Origin of the sequence: Kribbella sandramycini, from assembly GCF_013131805.1 — a bacterium.
Taxonomy (GTDB): domain Bacteria; phylum Actinomycetota; class Actinomycetes; order Propionibacteriales; family Kribbellaceae; genus Kribbella; species Kribbella sandramycini.
In genome coordinates this window covers 119,057-134,768 of sequence record NZ_JABJRC010000006.1, presented here as the reverse complement: position 1 = coordinate 134,768, position 15,712 = coordinate 119,057, and the positions used below count along the sequence as shown (strand labels likewise).

General features: G+C 68.5%; 18 protein-coding genes. 10 read left to right on the top strand and 8 right to left on the bottom strand.

From position 1 onward, the window contains the following. Window positions 1-91 precede the first annotated feature (91 nt). Together HPO96_RS23905 and HPO96_RS23900 are read left to right on the top strand one after the other, a co-directional pair. Complete coding sequence (locus HPO96_RS23905) at window positions 92-889, top strand: RelA/SpoT domain-containing protein (protein ID WP_171676184.1); 798 nt, start codon at window positions 92-94, stop codon at window positions 887-889. Next, window positions 886-1,197, top strand: coding sequence for a hypothetical protein (locus HPO96_RS23900; RefSeq protein WP_171676182.1), 312 nt, complete (start codon window positions 886-888; stop codon window positions 1,195-1,197). The genes HPO96_RS23905 and HPO96_RS23900 overlap by 4 nt, the downstream gene beginning before the upstream one ends. On the opposite strand, the gene HPO96_RS23895 is transcribed toward HPO96_RS23900, so the two are convergent. The 7 genes from HPO96_RS23895 to HPO96_RS23865 form a co-directional block, all read right to left on the bottom strand. Beyond that, window positions 1,194-2,150 carry an ABC transporter ATP-binding protein gene (locus HPO96_RS23895; RefSeq protein WP_171676180.1) on the bottom strand — a complete coding sequence of 319 codons (957 nt, stop codon included), beginning with the start codon at window positions 2,148-2,150 and terminating at the stop codon, window positions 1,194-1,196. The genes HPO96_RS23900 and HPO96_RS23895 overlap by 4 nt on opposite strands. A 2-nt stretch (window positions 2,151-2,152) precedes the next feature. Continuing rightward, entirely contained in the window at window positions 2,153-2,968 is an 816-nt protein-coding gene (locus tag HPO96_RS23890; RefSeq protein ID WP_337796782.1) for an ABC transporter permease, read from the bottom strand. Then, a complete protein-coding gene (locus tag HPO96_RS23885) occupies window positions 2,961-3,758 on the bottom strand; it encodes an ABC-2 family transporter protein (protein WP_171676178.1) in 798 nt (265 codons plus the stop codon). Before HPO96_RS23885 ends, HPO96_RS23890 begins: the two co-directional genes overlap by 8 nt. A gap of 593 nt (window positions 3,759-4,351) precedes the next feature. Next, window positions 4,352-4,546, bottom strand: coding sequence for a PHP domain-containing protein (locus tag HPO96_RS37645; RefSeq protein WP_202886342.1), 195 nt, complete (start codon window positions 4,544-4,546; stop codon window positions 4,352-4,354). A 152-nt stretch (window positions 4,547-4,698) separates the two neighbouring features. Further along, window positions 4,699-5,559: a RecB family exonuclease gene (locus HPO96_RS23875; protein ID WP_171676176.1), complete on the bottom strand. Its 861-nt coding sequence runs from the start codon at window positions 5,557-5,559 to the stop codon at window positions 4,699-4,701. Window positions 5,560-5,573: 14 nt separating this feature from the next. Next, a complete protein-coding gene (locus HPO96_RS23870) occupies window positions 5,574-6,191 on the bottom strand; it encodes a MarC family protein (protein ID WP_171676174.1) in 618 nt (205 codons plus the stop codon). Beyond that, a complete protein-coding gene (locus tag HPO96_RS23865; RefSeq protein ID WP_171676172.1) occupies window positions 6,188-7,072 on the bottom strand; it encodes a PHP domain-containing protein in 885 nt (294 codons plus the stop codon). Before HPO96_RS23865 ends, HPO96_RS23870 begins: the two co-directional genes overlap by 4 nt. 106 nt (window positions 7,073-7,178) lie before the next feature. On the opposite strand from HPO96_RS23865, the gene HPO96_RS23860 reads away from it, so the two are divergent. Both HPO96_RS23860 and HPO96_RS23855 read left to right on the top strand, forming a co-directional pair. Then, complete coding sequence (locus tag HPO96_RS23860; RefSeq protein WP_171676170.1) at window positions 7,179-7,580, top strand: NUDIX hydrolase; 402 nt, start codon at window positions 7,179-7,181, stop codon at window positions 7,578-7,580. Window positions 7,581-7,622: 42 nt separating this feature from the next. Further along, window positions 7,623-8,402: a GNAT family N-acetyltransferase gene (locus tag HPO96_RS23855; protein ID WP_171676168.1), complete on the top strand. Its 780-nt coding sequence runs from the start codon at window positions 7,623-7,625 to the stop codon at window positions 8,400-8,402. Here the strand turns inward: HPO96_RS23855 and HPO96_RS23850 are convergent. Continuing rightward, window positions 8,373-8,948, bottom strand: coding sequence for a histidine phosphatase family protein (locus tag HPO96_RS23850; RefSeq protein ID WP_171676166.1), 576 nt, complete (start codon window positions 8,946-8,948; stop codon window positions 8,373-8,375). The two genes, HPO96_RS23855 and HPO96_RS23850, sit on opposite strands and share 30 nt — an antisense overlap. Before the next feature lie 92 nt (window positions 8,949-9,040). Between HPO96_RS23850 and HPO96_RS23845 the strand changes: the two genes are divergently transcribed. The 6 genes from HPO96_RS23845 to HPO96_RS23820 all read left to right on the top strand — a co-directional run bounded on the left by HPO96_RS23845 (window position 9,041) and on the right by HPO96_RS23820 (window position 15,712). Further along, window positions 9,041-9,913: a glycerophosphodiester phosphodiesterase family protein gene (locus HPO96_RS23845; RefSeq protein ID WP_171676164.1), complete on the top strand. Its 873-nt coding sequence runs from the start codon at window positions 9,041-9,043 to the stop codon at window positions 9,911-9,913. 58 nt (window positions 9,914-9,971) lie between these two features. After that, window positions 9,972-10,991: a LacI family DNA-binding transcriptional regulator gene (locus tag HPO96_RS23840; RefSeq protein ID WP_171676162.1), complete on the top strand. Its 1,020-nt coding sequence runs from the start codon at window positions 9,972-9,974 to the stop codon at window positions 10,989-10,991. A gap of 19 nt (window positions 10,992-11,010) precedes the next feature. Continuing rightward, window positions 11,011-12,306 carry a sugar ABC transporter substrate-binding protein gene (locus tag HPO96_RS23835; protein WP_171676160.1) on the top strand — a complete coding sequence of 432 codons (1,296 nt, stop codon included), beginning with the start codon at window positions 11,011-11,013 and terminating at the stop codon, window positions 12,304-12,306. A 149-nt stretch (window positions 12,307-12,455) separates the two neighbouring features. Continuing rightward, entirely contained in the window at window positions 12,456-13,298 is an 843-nt protein-coding gene (locus HPO96_RS23830; protein WP_337796781.1) for a carbohydrate ABC transporter permease, read from the top strand. Then, complete coding sequence (locus HPO96_RS23825; protein ID WP_171676157.1) at window positions 13,298-14,110, top strand: carbohydrate ABC transporter permease; 813 nt, start codon at window positions 13,298-13,300, stop codon at window positions 14,108-14,110. The genes HPO96_RS23830 and HPO96_RS23825 overlap by 1 nt, the downstream gene beginning before the upstream one ends. 9 nt (window positions 14,111-14,119) lie before the next feature. Then, window positions 14,120-15,712: a glucoamylase family protein gene (locus HPO96_RS23820; protein WP_171676155.1), complete on the top strand. Its 1,593-nt coding sequence runs from the start codon at window positions 14,120-14,122 to the stop codon at window positions 15,710-15,712.

Here is a 15,712-nt window from a genome sequence, read left to right as displayed (position 1 = left end):
CAACCCCGACTTATCCACAGATCCCCAAACCCACCCCACACCCCCCCAAAAACCCCCTACCGTCGAACTACCAACACCCAGGGGGACCGAAATGCCACGCGACCCAGCCACCCTCCACACCGCCTTCGCCACCACCCACCCCCTCGACTGGGGCCAGGCCCGATCGGCGGCCGAGATCGCCGCCCGGCACGGCCGCCGGGCAACCGAGACAAGCCTCCGCATGCTCGAAGCCGCAGCTGCCGTCGAGCCGGCGCGAACGGCCGACCTGCTCGCGTCGCTCCCACCCGGAGGCACCGCGCATCACCTCGACCACCGCGTGAAGTCCCCGGAATCGCTCGCCCGAAAGCTGCAGAACTGGCAGCGGACCGGCATCACCCGCCCCGTGGACGACGTCATCCGATACACCGTCCTGGTGCAAGCTCCCGATGAACTCGTGGCAGCCACCTCACACACCGTCCAGCAACTCGTGGACCGCGGGTGGCGCGTGCGTGGCGCAGTGCACTCGTACACCGATGGCTCGCGGTACAAGGGCATCCACTGCCACCTCGAAGTACCAGAGGGGCTACGCGTCGAAGTCCAGTTCCACTCGGCTGCTTCGATGAAGGTGAAAGACATGACGACGCCGTGGTACGAGATCGAGCGCAGCGCCACCGCAACCGCCTCAGAACGGTCGGCTGCCCGCGAGAAGTGCATGCGAGCGTCCGACACCCTCCAGGCCCCGGCCGGGATCGATCAGCTGACCTCCTTGGGCGGCTGCCGTGTCCACGTCGCGAACTACAGTGACTCGCAGAAGGCGCTGGTCAGCGAAGCCCGCGGCCGAGCCAAACAGCCGGACCGAGCAGGCCCCCGGACGGCAGCCCACCAGAACAACGACGGAGTAGCGCGATGAGATTGTTCCTCGTGAAAGAAGACGACCGGCTGGTCTGGGTGGCTGCATTGGCCCACGAGACGATGTACGCCTACGTCGCCAACACCGGCAAGTTCCACGATCACAATGCCCTGCGCAACGACTACTACATCGACCGCTACCTCTCCTACGAGGAGATCGGCCCCAGCGAGGCCCGCCGGCTGATCGCCGACGGCCTCGGCACTCTCGACGAGTCCGACGACGAAGAACCACTCCGCGAGTGGCGCGCCGACCCCAACCCTCTCGAGCCGGCCGATGTGCTGTCGATGGCGGCTGGGTATCGGGGTTAGTCAGCTTCGGGTGGGGTGTAGAGCTGGGTGATGATGGATTCGATGGTGGGTTCGGCGACTGTCAGGTCGACGAGGGGGTAGGTGGCTGCTATGTGGGCTACGAGGGGGGCTGCGCTGGTGGTGGGTGGGAAGGTCAGGTGTTGGCGGGGGCCGGTGACTTTGGTGACGGTGGCGCCGGGGACTTGTAGGGGTGGTAGGGAGGTGGCCAGGTCTACTACGAGGGTTCTTGGGGCTTGTTGGCTGGCTCGGAGGGTGGGGAGGGTGCCGTCGAAGATCTGGCGGCCGTGGTCGATGACCATGACTCGGGTGCAGAGGGCTTCGATGTCGTCGAGGTCGTGGGTGGTGAGGATGACGGTGGTCTTGCGGTCGGCGTTGATCTGGGCGAGGAACTCGCGGAGGCGGGCTTTGCTGATCACGTCGAGGCCGATGGTGGGTTCGTCGAGGTAGACGATGTCGGGGTCGTGCAGGAGAGCGGCGGCGATGTCGCCGCGCATCCGCTGGCCGAGGGAGAGCTGGCGGACGGGGACGTCGAGGAGGTCGCCGAGGTCGAGGAGTTCGACGAAGGTGGCCAGGTTGGCGCGGTGCCGGGCGGGTGGGACGCCGTACATCTTCTGCAGGACGGCGAAGGAGTCCTTGAGCGGGAGGTCCCACCACAAGGTGGTGCGCTGGCCGAAGACGACGCCGATGCGTTTGGCCAGCTGGACGCGGTTGCGGGACGGGTCGACGCCCGCGACGCGGATCGTCCCGCCGCTGGGGACGAGGATGCCGGTGAGCATCTTGATCGTCGTCGACTTCCCGGCGCCGTTCGGGCCGATGTAGCCGACGACCTCGCCCGGCTCGACGGTGAACGACAGTCCGTCGACCGCGCGGACCTCGCGTTTCGTCCGCCGGAAACCCTCGCGCGACCGCACGGTGAACGCGCGGGACACGTCCGACAACTCGATGACCGACATGTTCAGCTCCCTGTACTGCGATAGCGACGAAGGCCGGCCCGCCAGGCGAGGGCCGCGAGTGCGACCATCAGGACGGCGACGGCCGGTGACAGCAGACCGATCCAGGACGGCAGCCCCAGCGGGGCCGGTTTGTCCAGGACGAAGAGCACCGGGTAGTAGTTGACGAAGGCAAGCGGTACGACGAAGGTGACGGCCCGGACGATCTCCTTGCCGAAGACCGTCAACGGGTACTGCGTCAGCGTCGAACCGCCGTACGTGAAGGAGTTCGCCAGCTCCGCGGAGTCGATCGCGATGAACTGGAACGCTGCGCCGAGGACGAAGACCGCGGTGAAGATCACCGAGCCGGCGACCACCGACACGACCAGCATGATGCCTTTGGCAACGGTCCAGTCGACGTCCAGGCGGGTGAAGGCCAGGATCATCACCAGCAGCGCCTGGAGCGGGCGGCCGATCCGGTCCAGGCGGAACTCGTCGGCGGCGGTCTGGACGAAGGCCGGCACCGGGCGGATCAGGTACGCATCGAGGGTGCCTTCGCGGATTCGGCGTCCGACCCGCTCGATCGACCCGGTGAACAGGTCGGCGAAGCCGAGCGTCATCGAGGAAGTTGCGTAGAGCAACGCCATCTCGCCGAGCGAGAAGCCGCCGAAGACGTCGAGATGGCTGAACATCAGCAGGATCGCGACGAAGTCCGTCCCGGTGATCAGCATCGCGCTGATCACCATCATCACGAACGACGCCGGGTAGGCCAGCGTCGAGCGGATCCACATCTGGACGAGCATCCAGTACTGCCCCGGCGCTCGCAGGACGCGCTCAACCACCGGCGATCACCACCTTCCGGGTCGCGAGCAGCGTGAGCAGCTGCCCGATCAGCAACAGCACCACGCACCAGCCAAGCTGGAACAGCAGGGCGGCGCCTGTCCCGCCCGGGTTCCGGCCGAGCCAGATGTCGATCGGGACCTGCATCGTCGCGGCCCACGGCGTCGCGCGCGCGAACTCACCGAACCAGCCGGGGAAGACGACCAGCGGCATCACCATCCCGGAGAAGAACAGCGACAGCCAGAGCGCGAGGTACTCCGTACCGCGGGAATCGGTCAGCCAGAAGCCGGACAACGCGACCAGATACCGGAAGCCGAAGCTGACCAGGATCCCGAGCACGATCCCGAGCGCGATCGCCGGCCAGCGCTGCGGATCGGCCGGGAACTTCAGGTCGAAGACGAGCGCGCCGACCAGCAGCGGCGCGCCGCCGCGCGCCAGTAACTGGAACATCGCGCGGCCCAGATCCATCGACAGCCACCACAGCAGCAGCTGCGTCGGGCGATACAGATCGACCGCGATCGCCCCGCTCCGCACCCGCTCCCCCAGCTCCACCGTCGTACTCGCCCCGAACAGCCCGATCGGCATCAGCAACCCCTGCTGCAGCCACACGAACGTGAGCGCGTCGGCGGTGTCGTATCCGCCGAGCCCGGGCCGCGCCTGCCACAGACTCAGATACACGCCGCACAGGATGAACCCGAACACGGTGTTGGTGAACGCCCCGGACGCCGTCGCGATCCGGTACGTCGAGAAGCGCCGGAACGATCTGATCCCGATCGCCCAATAGACGCCCACGGCAACCTCCTCTCACAGCACAGAGGTGGTGTCCGAAGCCCAGCGGCACGCAGAACCGCCCCGAATCCAGCAGGACCCGGGGGTTCGAACACCACTGTGGCAGGCGCAAGTCGTCCCACGCCGTTGTCAACCAAGCACGCGACCGTACGCCGACGCCCAGCCGGCCGTCAACCGGATTATCGGAAGCCGAGGTACCGGGCCAGCTCGGCGGCCGCACGGAACCCACGCCCGAGGTGGGCCGGTCGATGCGCGTCACTTCCGAACGTGATCGTCCGGCCGCCCTCGGCGTACCACCATCGCAGGATCGCCGCCTCGATCGGCCGGTTCGTGTTGACCTCGAGCGTCTTGTCTGCCCGCGCCAGCGCCCGCAGGACAGTGCGGAACTCGTCCTCGAACGCCGCCGGGTCGGACTCGGGCCAGTAGCGTGCTGATCACCAGGTTGAAGTCGGCTGACGCGAGCAGGCCGGCGGTCTGCTCGCGATGCCAGTGCGAGTCGCTCGGCTCGACACCGGGCCGGATCTGCAAGTCGGGAAAGCGGGACCGGCAGGTCTCGAGACTCTCGCGGTAGGAGTCGATATCCAGCGGGGGCGGAGTCAGCACCTGCTCGGTGACCAAGGGCTGCCAAGCCGCCGGTACGTCGTCCACAACCCAGGGGTGAAGTCGGCGTGGTCCGTGAAGGTCAGAGCCGGTAGGCCGAGCTCGACCGCGCGGGCACAGGTCGCCGCCATCGCGCCGTCATCGGCGTCCCACGACCATTCGCTGTGAACGTGGCTGTCCGCAGGCAACATTCCTCGACCTTGGCCTCCCGCTCACCCCGGTCCCGGGCGCCTGGTGGCGCGAAGGACAGGACGTAGTCGGATGCGTACGGCGCGGTTCTAGGTGGCGGCGGGGCGGGGCGGCGGCGGTTGGCAGGACTACTACCTGTCGTTCGTGACGGTGGTTAGTCGTCGAGGGTGGGTTCGGGGTCTTCCAGGGCGGCCCAGGGGTTCTTGGTGGGGGCTACGCGGCGGCCTTGGGGGCAGAGTTTGGCGTAGTCGCACCAGGCGCAGAGGGGGGAGGGGGTTGGGGGGAAGGCTTCGTCGGCTTGGGTGGGGGTGAGGCCGGTTTTCCAGTGGTGTTCGGCTTTGGCGGCGTCGTCGGCGATGGCTTCGGCGCGGGACTGGTGGCGGGCCAGGGAGGCTTCGTCGTGGTCGGCGGCGGCGACGGTGTTGGTGGGGAGGTGGTGGAGTTCTACGCGGGTGCAGGGGCGGCGGAGGACTCGGCGGGCGCCCAGGACGTAGAGGGCCATGGCGAGGGAGGTGCGGGCGTCGGTGGGGGTGAGGGGGCGGCGGCCGGTTTTGTAGTCGACGATGGCGAGTTCGGTGCCGCCGCTGCCGTCGCGGGCGGGGCGTTCGTCGACGCGGTCGATGCGGCCGCGGAGAGAGGCGCGCTCGGTGGTGAAGCCGACGGTGCGCTCGACGCCGCGGGGCTCGTAGTACGGGTCGGAGTCGCGCAGGTAGGTGAGGACCATGTCGGTCGACCGGTCGCGCCACTCCAGCGACTGGGCCTCGTCGCGGAAGCCCTCGTTCCGCCAGCCGGTCCGGATCCGTTCGACGACGGCGTCCGGCGTGCGTTGCGCGGCGGGCCAGCGGCCGAAGAAGTCGGCGAGCACCTCGTGAACGATGCCGCCGACCGTGTTGTGCGCCCAGGCCGGGCCTTTCGGCGGCCGCGGCGACTCCAGGTAGGTGAAGCGGTACTTACGTTTGCAGTCCGCGAACGTGAGCAGCTTCGTCGGCGTCGCCACGAACAGCCGCGTCGGCATCCCCGGCAGCAACGTCAGCCCGCCTTGATGAAGTCACTCACCGCGTCGGCGACCAGCTGGACGGCGATCGCGCTCAGCAGCAGACCCGCAATCCGCGTGACCAGGAGGACGCCGTTCTCGCCGAGCACCCGCATGATCACCCCGGAGAAGCGCAGCGTCAGCCACATGATCAGGTGGATCAGGATGATGCCGACCGAGATCGCGATCACGTCCGGCAACGAGCCGTCCGCGCGCTGCACGAACACCATCGTAGCCACGATTGCACCCGGTCCCGCGAGCAACGGCGTCCCGAGCGGGACGAACGCGATGTTCACGTTCTTCGTCTGCACCGGGTCTTCGGCGGTGTCGGTCAGCAGCTGCAACGCGATCAGCAACAGCAGCAGACCACCGGCGGCCTGTAGCGCGGGCAGCGTGATGCCGAGGTGGTGCAGGATCTGCTGCCCGAAGGCCGCGAACACCACGATCACGCCGAAGGCGACGGCGACGGCCTGCCAGGCGGCCCGTTTGCGGACGGCGCGGGACTGGCCCGCGGTCAGCGAGATGAACACCGGCACCGTGCCCGGCGGGTCCATGATCACGAAGAGCGTGACCACGACTTCGCTGAGCAGGGCGAGGTTGATGATGTCGTTCACGGCAGGTACGCCTCGGGAACCCGAGCGCCGGGCGCAGCCGCCGCGTTGGCCTTGGCGACCTCGAGCAGCCGCTCGAACTGCTCGGGGCCGGTCGAGTTCACGCCGAGGTCGTGGTCGATCTTGCCGACGCCGTGGTGGTCGCTCGATCCGGTCCGGATGATGCCGAGCTCGTCGGCGATCCTGGTCAGCGCGGCGCGCGACTCGGGTGAGTGGTCCTGGTGCTCGACCTCGATCCCGGCCAGGCCGTGCTCGGCGACCAGCCGGGCGATCGTCTCGCCGGTCATCACCTTGTAACTCGAGCGGCCCCACGGATGCGCGATCACCGGCACCCCGCCGGCCTCGCGGACCAGATCGATCGCGCGGCCCGGCTCGATCGCGTAGTGCGTGACATGGCCGGGGCGGCCGTCGGCCAGGTACTTGTCGAAGGCCTCCGTCCGGTTCGCGACGGTGCCGTTGGCAACCAACGCGTCGGCGACATGCGGGCGGCCGACGGACGGCGTACCGGTCGCCTGGGCGAGCACCTCGTCGACCGTCACCGGGACGCCGATGCTGTTCAGCCGGGCCACGATCGACGGGATCCGGTCGGTCCGCCCGTCGCGGACGATCCGCAGCTCCTCGGCCAGCGCCGGGACGGACGGATCGAGCAGGTAGCCGAGCAGGTGGACACTGATGCCGTTGAGTTTGCAGGAGATCTCGATCCCCGGCACGAACCCGATGCCCAGTTCCTCGGCGGCCTGCCGGCCCTCGACCCAGCCGTCGGCGGTGTCGTGGTCGGTGAGCGCGATCACGTCGAGACCGGCCTGGTGCGCATGCGCGATCAGGCCGGCCACCGGGTCGGTGCCGTCCGATCGGTTCGAATGGGTGTGCAGATCGATGCGCACGAGCGGTCGCGATCCCTCCTGGATATGGACACTGGTCAGCCACGATGGTATCGGTGACCGCCCCCAACCCCTGCCAGTTGTCCCCAGGACGCCCTACCCTTCCTCAATGGAGCCGCAGCGCGTCGACTGTGTGGGAGCACTTGTGTACGACGAGCAACACCGTCTGCTCGTGATCCAGCGGGCCAACGAGCCGGGCCGGGGCCTCTGGTCGCTGCCCGGCGGCCGGGTGGAGCCGGGTGAGGACGATCCGGCCGCGGTCGCCCGCGAGGTGGCCGAGGAGACGGGTCTCACGGTCGAGGTGGGCGAGCTGGTCGGCGAAGTCGAGCGCGACGGCGCCCACGGCAGCCTCTACGTCATCCGCGACTACGCCGCCACCCGCGTCGCCGGCACGCTCACCCCCGGTGACGATGCCACCGACGCCCGCTTCGTCACCCGCCCGGAGCTCCTCGCCCTGCCCACCGCCGCCCTCCTGATCTCCACCCTCGACCAATGGAACGCGCTGCCCTGAAACCCCGTCGCGCTCAGCTCACCAGGCGGTGACACTGGGTCGATGGACGACGACCAGCTGACCCGAGCGATCGAGGACAACGCCGCCGAGCTGCTGATGGCCATGGGCGCGGCGGGCGGCGGCTCCCAGCGCAACGACGCCACGGCCCGCTGGACCATCGGTGGGTCACCACTCGACTACCACAACGCAGTCGTCGCCGGCGGGCCCGCAGCCGTGCCCGAGTCGGTCGCTGAGCTGCGCAAGTACGGCGTCCCCGGCAGCTGGCACGTCGGCCCGGCCCTGCGCTCCCCCGAACTCCATACCGCCCTCCTCGCCGCCGGTTTCACCCACGGCGGCAGCGAACCCGGTATGGCCCTCCGCCTCACCGACCTGCGCCAACCGGACGCCGTACCGGGCCTGGAACTCATCCGAGTCAGCACCGAGGCCGCCCTCACCACCTGGCAGCAGACCCTGGGACAGGGCTTCGGCGAAGGTGAGAAAGAGGCTCGCTGGGTCGCCTCCGTCTACCGCCCCCTCGGTCTCACCGACCCCTGGCGCCACTACGTAGCGTTCCTGGACGGTGCTCCGGTCGGCACCATCACGATCTACTTCGCCGCCGGCGTCGCCGGCGTCTACTTCGTCATGACTGTCCCCGAAGCCCGCCGTCGCGGGATCGGCGCCGCCCTCACCGCCGCCGCCCTACGGCAAGCCGAGCCCGAAGCGCAGTACGCCGTACTCGGCTCCTCAGCCGCCGGCCGCTCGGTCTACGAGTCCCTGGGCTTCCGCGCCGTCTGCGAGATCGATCTGTATGAGCTAGGCGTTCCAGTGGTGGACGGCGGGTGAGCCGCGGTCCCAGCCGAGTGTGGAGATGGTGGCGGTGTCGAGGACGAAGTGGCGACCCTCGGTGACATCGAGCTCCAGCCAGCGCGCGGCGAGGGCGCGGAGCGCGTGGGAGTGACCGAACACGAGGCTGTCGCCGTCGGTGGCGGCAATGCGGGCGATGACGCGGTCGAGGCGGGCCGTGACGTCCGCGGGGGTTTCGCCGTTGGGCACCGGATGCGACCAGACCGTCCAGCCCGGGACGGTCTCGCGGATCGTCGCGGTGGTAATGCCTTCGTAGTCGCCGTAGTTCCACTCGGCGAGATCGTCGTCGACCTCGGCCGCAGCGAAACCGGCCAGCTCGGCGGTGTGGCGGGCGCGCTGCCGGGGTGAGGTGAGGACCAGATCGAACTCCCGGCCGGCCAGGCGCTCGCGCAGCGTGGCGGCGACCCGCTCACCCTCCGCGGTCAGCGGCAGGTCGGTCACCGAGGTGTGGCGGCCGTTCTTGCTCCACTCGGTCTCGCCGTGGCGTACCAGGTAGAGCCGGTCCTTACGTTCCGCAGTGGTCACGCTTTCATCTTCGCAGACCCTTGACCGTTGGAACGATCCACGGCAGGGTGACGGAACTGTAAGCGCTTCCACTCCCCGCCCTGGAGAAGATCGTGACTCGTCGAACAGCCATCCTGGGTCTGCTCACCGTCACCGCCGGCGCAGTCCTCGGTTCGGTCCCCACCTCCACGCCGGAGGCCGGGGCCGACCATCGCCCGGACGACGGGATCGTCGTGATCGCCCATCGCGGATCGTCGGGAATCGCACCGGAGAACACGATCGCGGCCGTGCGCGCCGCCGTTCGGCAGGGCGCGGAGCAGATCGAGAACGACGTCCAGCGCACGGCCGACGGCGCTCTGGTCATCGTTCACGACCCGACGCTGGCTCGGACGACGAACGTCGAAGAGGTGTTCCCGGATCGCTCCCCGTGGCGGGTCGGCGACTTCACGCTGGCCGAGATCAAGCGGCTCGACGCCGGCTCCTGGTTCGCGCCGGAGTTCACCGGCGAGCGGGTGCCGACGCTCAGCGAGTGGCTGCGGGCAGTCGGTCCGCACCGCGGGATGTTGCTGGAGGCAAAGGCACCCGAGCTGTACCCCGGTATCGCCGAGCAGCTTCGCCATACCCTGCTGGGCTCCCGCGAGTTCACCGCGGCCTTGCGGCGCGGCGATGCCGTCATGCAGTCGTTCAACCACGAGTGGTTACGCGAGTTCGACGCGGTCGCGCCGGGTGTTCCGGTCGGTCTGCTCTTCGCCGGCGGCCCGCCGTCGCGGGACGTGCTGGCGGACGCCGCGGGCTGGGCCGAACAGGCCAACCCGGCGCTCGGAGATGTCACCCCGGAGATCATCGACCTGATCCACTCGTTCGGCCTGACCACCCACGTCTGGACCGTCAACGACGGCCAGGGCATGCGGCGCGCGATCAACTGGGGCGCGGACGGCGTGATCACCAACTATCCCCAGGTGCTGACAGGCATCCTGTCCAGCTAGACGTTTACCGGCCGGACGGCCGGGTACGAACTGTGTAAGCGCTTCCACTGGAGGTTCGATGACAACCGGACGGCCCGCGACGATCTACGACGTCGCGGCTCTGGCGAAGCTGTCGATCGCGACGGTTTCGCGGGTCCTGCAAGGGACCGGGCCGGTGTCGGAGAAGGCGCGGACGCAGGTTGCCCAGGCAGCTGCCCAGCTGAACTACGTGCCGCTGCGCGCGGCGCGCAGTCTCGCGGTGCAGCGGCACGAAGCGCATGGGCTGGTCCTGCCGGATCTCAGCGGTCCCTTCTACGGTGACCTGCTGATGGGGTACGAACGCTGGGCCGGTGAGCACGGCCAGAGCGTCGTACTCACGGTCACGCACGGCAACTCGGATCCGCGCCGCTCGGTGCGGGACCTGGCCGGCCGGGTCGACGGAATCGTTGTCCATGGCAACGCTCTGGAGCTGTCCGCGATCCAGGAGCTGCGGCAGGCCGGCGTACCGCTGGTGCTGGTCGCGCATCCGCCGGTCAAGGGCTGTGACTCGGTCCGCACGGAGAGCGTGACGAGCGCCGAGCAGCTGACCAACCGGTTGCTGGCCAGCGGACGGCGCCGGTTGCTGTTCGTCGGTGACCCGGCCAGCTCGTACGACGTGTCCGAGCGGTACGCCGGATTCGCGCGGGCGCATGCGTCGCGCGGGTTGACTGCTGATGAGCCGCTGCGGGTTCCGCTGACGGAAGAGTCGGGCCGGCAGGTCGCGGCGGAGATTTCCGCGCGTGGTAAGGGCAAACGGCCCAACGGGTTGGTCTGCGCGAACGACGAGCTCGGGCTGGCGGTGCTGACGACGCTGCGTTCGCTGGGCGTCGGCGTACCGGACGACGTGGTCGTGACGGGGTGGGACGACGTGATGGCGGCTCGGTACGTGTCGCCGGGGTTGAGCACGGTGCGGCAGCCGATGGCAGAGCTGGGGCGACTGGCGGCACAGCGGTTGCACGAGCGGGTAACCGGGGAGCGGACTCGCGGACGGAACGACGTACTCGCCACGGAGCTGGTCCTGCGGGACAGCTGTGGCACCTCGGGGGCAATGCAGCAGTAACCGAGTGAGGAGACAACGAATGTTCACCCACAGCATCCGCCGCCGACTGGTGATCGGCTGCGCTCTGACGACGGCCGCGGCTTTGGCCCTGGGCGCGTGCGGCCGGTCGAGCGACAGCCCCGCGGCGGGCGGTCAGGCGACCACCACGATCAGCGACGGGCCCGCGACCGGGGAGCTCTCGGTCTGGGCGATGGGCACCGAAGGCGAGAACCTGCCCAAGCTGATGGAGCAGTTCCAGCAGGCCAATCCGGGGGTGAAGGTCAACGTCACGCCGATCCCCTGGGACGCCGCGCACAACAAGTTCACCACCGCGATCACCGCGCAGACCCTGCCGGACGCCGCGATGGTCGGCAGCACCTGGATGGGCGAGTTCGCCGATCTCGACGCGCTCGACCCGACACCGCAGGGTTTCGACAACGCGGCGTTCTTCCCCGGCGCGCTGGACACGACGAAGGTGGGCGACACGCAGTACGGCGTCCCCTGGTACGTCGAGACGCGACTGGTCTTCTACCGCAAGGATCTGGCCGCGAAGGCGGGTTTCAGCACTCCCCCGACCGACTGGCCCGGGTTGAAGGCGATGGCGAAGGCGATGCAGGAGAAAGCCGGCGCGAAGTACGGCATCAACCTGCAGCCGGGCGGGACCGGGTCGTGGCAGACGGTGATGCCGTTCGCGTGGTCCGCGGGCGCGGAGATCACCGGGCCGGACCAGAAGGAGTTCACGCTGGACAGTCCGGCGATGCAGGAGGGCCTGCAGTACTACCAGAGCTTCTTCACCGACAAGATCGCCGGGACCGACCTGCCGCCGAACCAGACCGAGGCGCAGTTCGTGAACGGGACGGCGCCGATGTTCATCTCCGGGCCGTGGATGGCGGGCTCGGTGGCGAAGGCCGGCGGGGAGGCGATGAAGAAGAACATCGGCGTCTTCCAGCTACCCAGGAACAAGACCGCGACCTCATTCGTCGGCGGCTCGAACTTCGTCGTCTTCAAGGCGTCGAAGAACAAGGACAGCGCCTGGAAGCTGGTCAAGTGGTTGTCGGAGGCAAAGACCCAGACCGACTGGTACAAACTCTCCACCGACCTCCCGGCCGTGAAGAGCGCGTGGACCGACCCCAGCATCGCCAACGACCCGCTGCTGCCCGTCTTCGGTCAGCAGTTGGAGGACGCCAAGGCCCCGCCCGCCATCGTCAACTGGGAGCAGATCGCCGCCGCCTTCGACACCGAGGTCGAAAAACTCGTCAAGGCCGACCAAACCCCCGCCGACACCGCCAAAGCAATCCAGACCAAAGCCGCCGCCATCGGCCCCGGCGGCAGCTGATGAGCGCCGACCCCCACCGGAACGACGGGAGCACGCGGACAGCAAGCGCCGATGCCGGGCACCAGCCCCCCAGCCAACCCCGGGGGCGGGCTCCGAAAGCTCCCCTCCGCGTTGATCGGTCCCTGGATCGACAAACAGTTGCGGCGTGGGTGCTGGCTCTGCCGTTCGTCGTTCTGTTCTTGGGGTTCACGGCGGGGCCGGTGCTCGGGTCGTTGGGGATGAGTTTCACCGATACGCGGCAGCGGGATCTGCGGACGCCGTTCGCGGTGGAGGGGGTCGGGTTCGAGAACTATGTGAAGGCGCTGCAGGACGAGACGTTCCGTAAGGCGGCGTTCAACACGGCGTACTTCGTGGTGCTCGGCGTACCGCTCACGCTGGTGGCGGCGCTGGCGGCGGCGGTGCTGCTGGACCGGGGGATCAAACGGTTCCAGGCGTGGTTCAAGGTCGCGTACTACCTGCCGGTGGTGACGTCGATCGTGGCGATCGCGGTGATCTGGAGGTTCGTGCTCTCGCCGGACGCGGGGCTGCTGAACACGGTCCTCGGCTGGGTCGGGATCGACGGGCCGAACTGGCTCGGCTCGAAGACCTGGGCGATGCCGTCGCTGATCGCAATGGCCGTCTGGCGGAACTTCGGCTCCGCGATGATCATCTTCCTGGCCGGGCTGCAGGGTATCCCGCAGTCGGTCGAGGAGGCCGGCCAGCTCGACGGCGCGACCGCCTGGCAGCGGTTCCGGCACCTGATCGTCCCGTTGCTCAGGCCAACGATCCTGTTCACCAGCGTGACCACGGGGATCGGCTACCTGCAGTTCTTCGAGGAGCCGTTCGTGATGACCCAGGGCGGTCCGCTGAACTCGACGATCTCGGTGTCGATGTACACCTACCAGCAGTTCGGCTTCGGCAACTACGGCCTGGCGACGTCGATGGCGTACCTGCTGTTCGTCGTGATCGCGGTGGTCACGTTCATCCAGTTCCGGCTGCTGAGGGAGAAGTGATGCGCCGCACCTGGTGGATCTACCTGATCGGCGTCCTCGGACTGGTCGCCGTCGCGGCGCCGTTCCTGTGGATGGTGCTCGGCAGTTTCAAGACCCAGGGCGAGCTGCTCCGGGTCCCGCCGACGTGGTTGCCGCAGGACGCGACCACCGAGAACTACGACGCCCTGTTCAACAAGGCCAACTTCCCGCGGTACTTCCTGAACTCGACCCTGGTCGCGCTGATCGTCACCGCGGGCAACCTGGTCTTCTGCTCGATGATCGGGTACGCGCTGGCCAAGCTCCGCTTCAAGGGCCGGAACGCGTTGTTCGTGCTGGTGATGGCCACGCTGATGGTCCCCGGGATGGTCACCTTCGTCCCGCTGTTCGTGCTCGTCACGAACGCGGGCCTGGCCAACACCTATCCCGGGCTGATCCTGCCGTTCCTGGTGTCGCCGTTCGGCGTGTTCCTGATGCGCCAGTTCTTCCTCGGCCTGCCGGACGACCTGATGGACGCCGGTCGCGTCGACGGCGCCGGTGAGCTGGGCATCTTCGCCCGGATCATGGTGCCGCTGACCCGGCCCGCGCTGGCCACGCTCGGCATCCTCACCTTCCTCGGCTCCTGGAACAACTTCCTCTGGCCGCTCGTGATCGCGCAGACCGAGGACAAGTACACCCTTCCCGTCGCCCTGGCGCTCTACTCGACCGGCCAGAACGCGCAGAACTTCGGCCTGCTGATGGCCGGCGCCGTCGTGGTCGTCGTCCCCGTACTCGTCATTTTCGTGGCCTTCCAGCGCCACGTCACCAAAGGCATTGCCATTACCGGACTCAAGTAGGAGCTGCAGATGACCGCCATCAGACGTCGCACCTTGTTAGCCGCCGGCTGCGCCAGCGGGGTAGGAGTGTTGGGGGCAGGAAGCGCATATGGCGGGTCGCCGGGCGGCGGGGCTGCGGGCTCGCCGGGCGCAGCCCTGCGGGGCGGGTGGCGGCCGGGGCGGGCCGACAAGGCGTTGGTGGGGCGGTGGGCTCGGGATACTTGGCGGAGTTTGGTGGCGATGACTGATGAGCGGACGGGGTTGCCGGCGGACAACATCGGGGCTTCGGTCAGCAACCCGGTGCGTAGTCAGTACACGTCGCCGACGAATATCGGCGGGTATCTGTGGAGCACGGTCGTGGCGCGGGAGCTGGGGATCATCTCGCCGCAGGAGTCGCTGCGCCGGATCACCCAGACGCTGACGACGATGCGTCGCGTCGACCACCACGAGCCGAGTGGGATGTACTTCAACTGGTACGACGAGGCGACGGGCGAGGTGCGGTACACCGATCCGGACGGGACGAAGCCGATCACGCCGTTCGTGTCGAGTGTCGACAACGGGTGGTTCGCGTGTGCGTTGATGGTGGTGCGGAACGCCGAGCCGCGCGCGCGAAAGCTGGCCGACGAACTGCTGAACAAGATGAACTTCGCGTACTACTACAACGCGGCCGCGCGGCCCGGCGGGTTGATGCGCGGCGGGTTCTTCGAGACGTCGCCGCCGGATGAGGAGACCGAGAAGGGCAACCACACCGGCAGCGGCCCGGATGTCTACTACCGCAAGTTCCACTACGACACCCTGAACACCGAGGCCCGCATCGCCGGGTACATCGGGCTCATCCTCGGCCAGGTCCCGCCGTCGTGGTACTTCGCCACCTACCGCACCTTCCCGGATTCGTGCGACTGGTCGTGGGTCGAGCAGAAACCCAAGGGCGTCCACCGCACCTACCTCGGTCTGGACGTCTTCGAAGGCACCTACTCGTACCGCGGGATGCGGCTCGTCCCGTCCTGGGGCGGTGACATGTTCGAGTCGCTGATGCCCGACCTGTTCGTCCCCGAGGCGGCGTGGGCGCCGCGCAGCTGGGGTGTCAACCACCCGCTCACCGTCCGCGCGCAGCTCGAGCACGGTCTCGACGAGGCGAAATACGGCTACTGGGGCTTCTCCCCCGCCTCCAACCCCAAGGGCGGGTACTCCGTCTACGGCGTCGAGGCGATCGGGATGGACCCGGGCGGTTACCCGTCCGACCTGGAGGCGACCAACCACGACGCCGGTTTCGAGGGCTGCCGCGAAGGGACGAACCCGACTCCGGCGTACGGCGACGGCGTCGTCACCCCGCATGCGGCCTTCCTCGCGATGGCCTACGCGCCGCGGCAGGCGATCGACAACCTGCGCCGGATCGAGACCGACCTGCACGCGTACGGCGCGGGCGGCTTCTACGACTCGGTGGCGGTGAAATCGGGCCTGATCGCCCAGCGGTACCTGTCCCTCGACCAGGCGATGGTGATGGGGGCCATCGGCAACGTCTTCGGCAACGACCTGATCCGGCGCAGTTTCGCCGACCGCCGGGCCGAGCGCGGGATCCGCCCGGTGATCGGGATCGAACGGTTCGAAGCCGGCCTCGAATAA

Excerpts from the sequence above, each read along its gene's own strand:
- HPO96_RS23875 (WP_171676176.1), bottom strand. The coding sequence starts at position 5,559 with ATGCCGACGCGGCTGTTCGTGGCGACGCCGACGAAGCTGCTCACGTTC.
- HPO96_RS23835 (WP_171676160.1), top strand. The coding sequence starts at position 11,011 with ATGTTCACCCACAGCATCCGCCGCCGACTGGTGATCGGCTGCGCTCTG.
- HPO96_RS23840 (WP_171676162.1), top strand. The coding sequence starts at position 9,972 with ATGACAACCGGACGGCCCGCGACGATCTACGACGTCGCGGCTCTGGCG.
- HPO96_RS23825 (WP_171676157.1), top strand. The coding sequence starts at position 13,298 with ATGCGCCGCACCTGGTGGATCTACCTGATCGGCGTCCTCGGACTGGTC.
- HPO96_RS23855 (WP_171676168.1), top strand. The coding sequence starts at position 7,623 with ATGGACGACGACCAGCTGACCCGAGCGATCGAGGACAACGCCGCCGAG.
- HPO96_RS23820 (WP_171676155.1), top strand. The coding sequence starts at position 14,120 with ATGACCGCCATCAGACGTCGCACCTTGTTAGCCGCCGGCTGCGCCAGC.
- HPO96_RS23895 (WP_171676180.1), bottom strand. The coding sequence starts at position 2,150 with ATGTCGGTCATCGAGTTGTCGGACGTGTCCCGCGCGTTCACCGTGCGG.
- HPO96_RS23860 (WP_171676170.1), top strand. The coding sequence starts at position 7,179 with ATGGAGCCGCAGCGCGTCGACTGTGTGGGAGCACTTGTGTACGACGAG.
- HPO96_RS23900 (WP_171676182.1), top strand. The coding sequence starts at position 886 with ATGAGATTGTTCCTCGTGAAAGAAGACGACCGGCTGGTCTGGGTGGCT.
- HPO96_RS37645 (WP_202886342.1), bottom strand. The coding sequence starts at position 4,546 with ATGTTGCCTGCGGACAGCCACGTTCACAGCGAATGGTCGTGGGACGCC.
- HPO96_RS23905 (WP_171676184.1), top strand. The coding sequence starts at position 92 with ATGCCACGCGACCCAGCCACCCTCCACACCGCCTTCGCCACCACCCAC.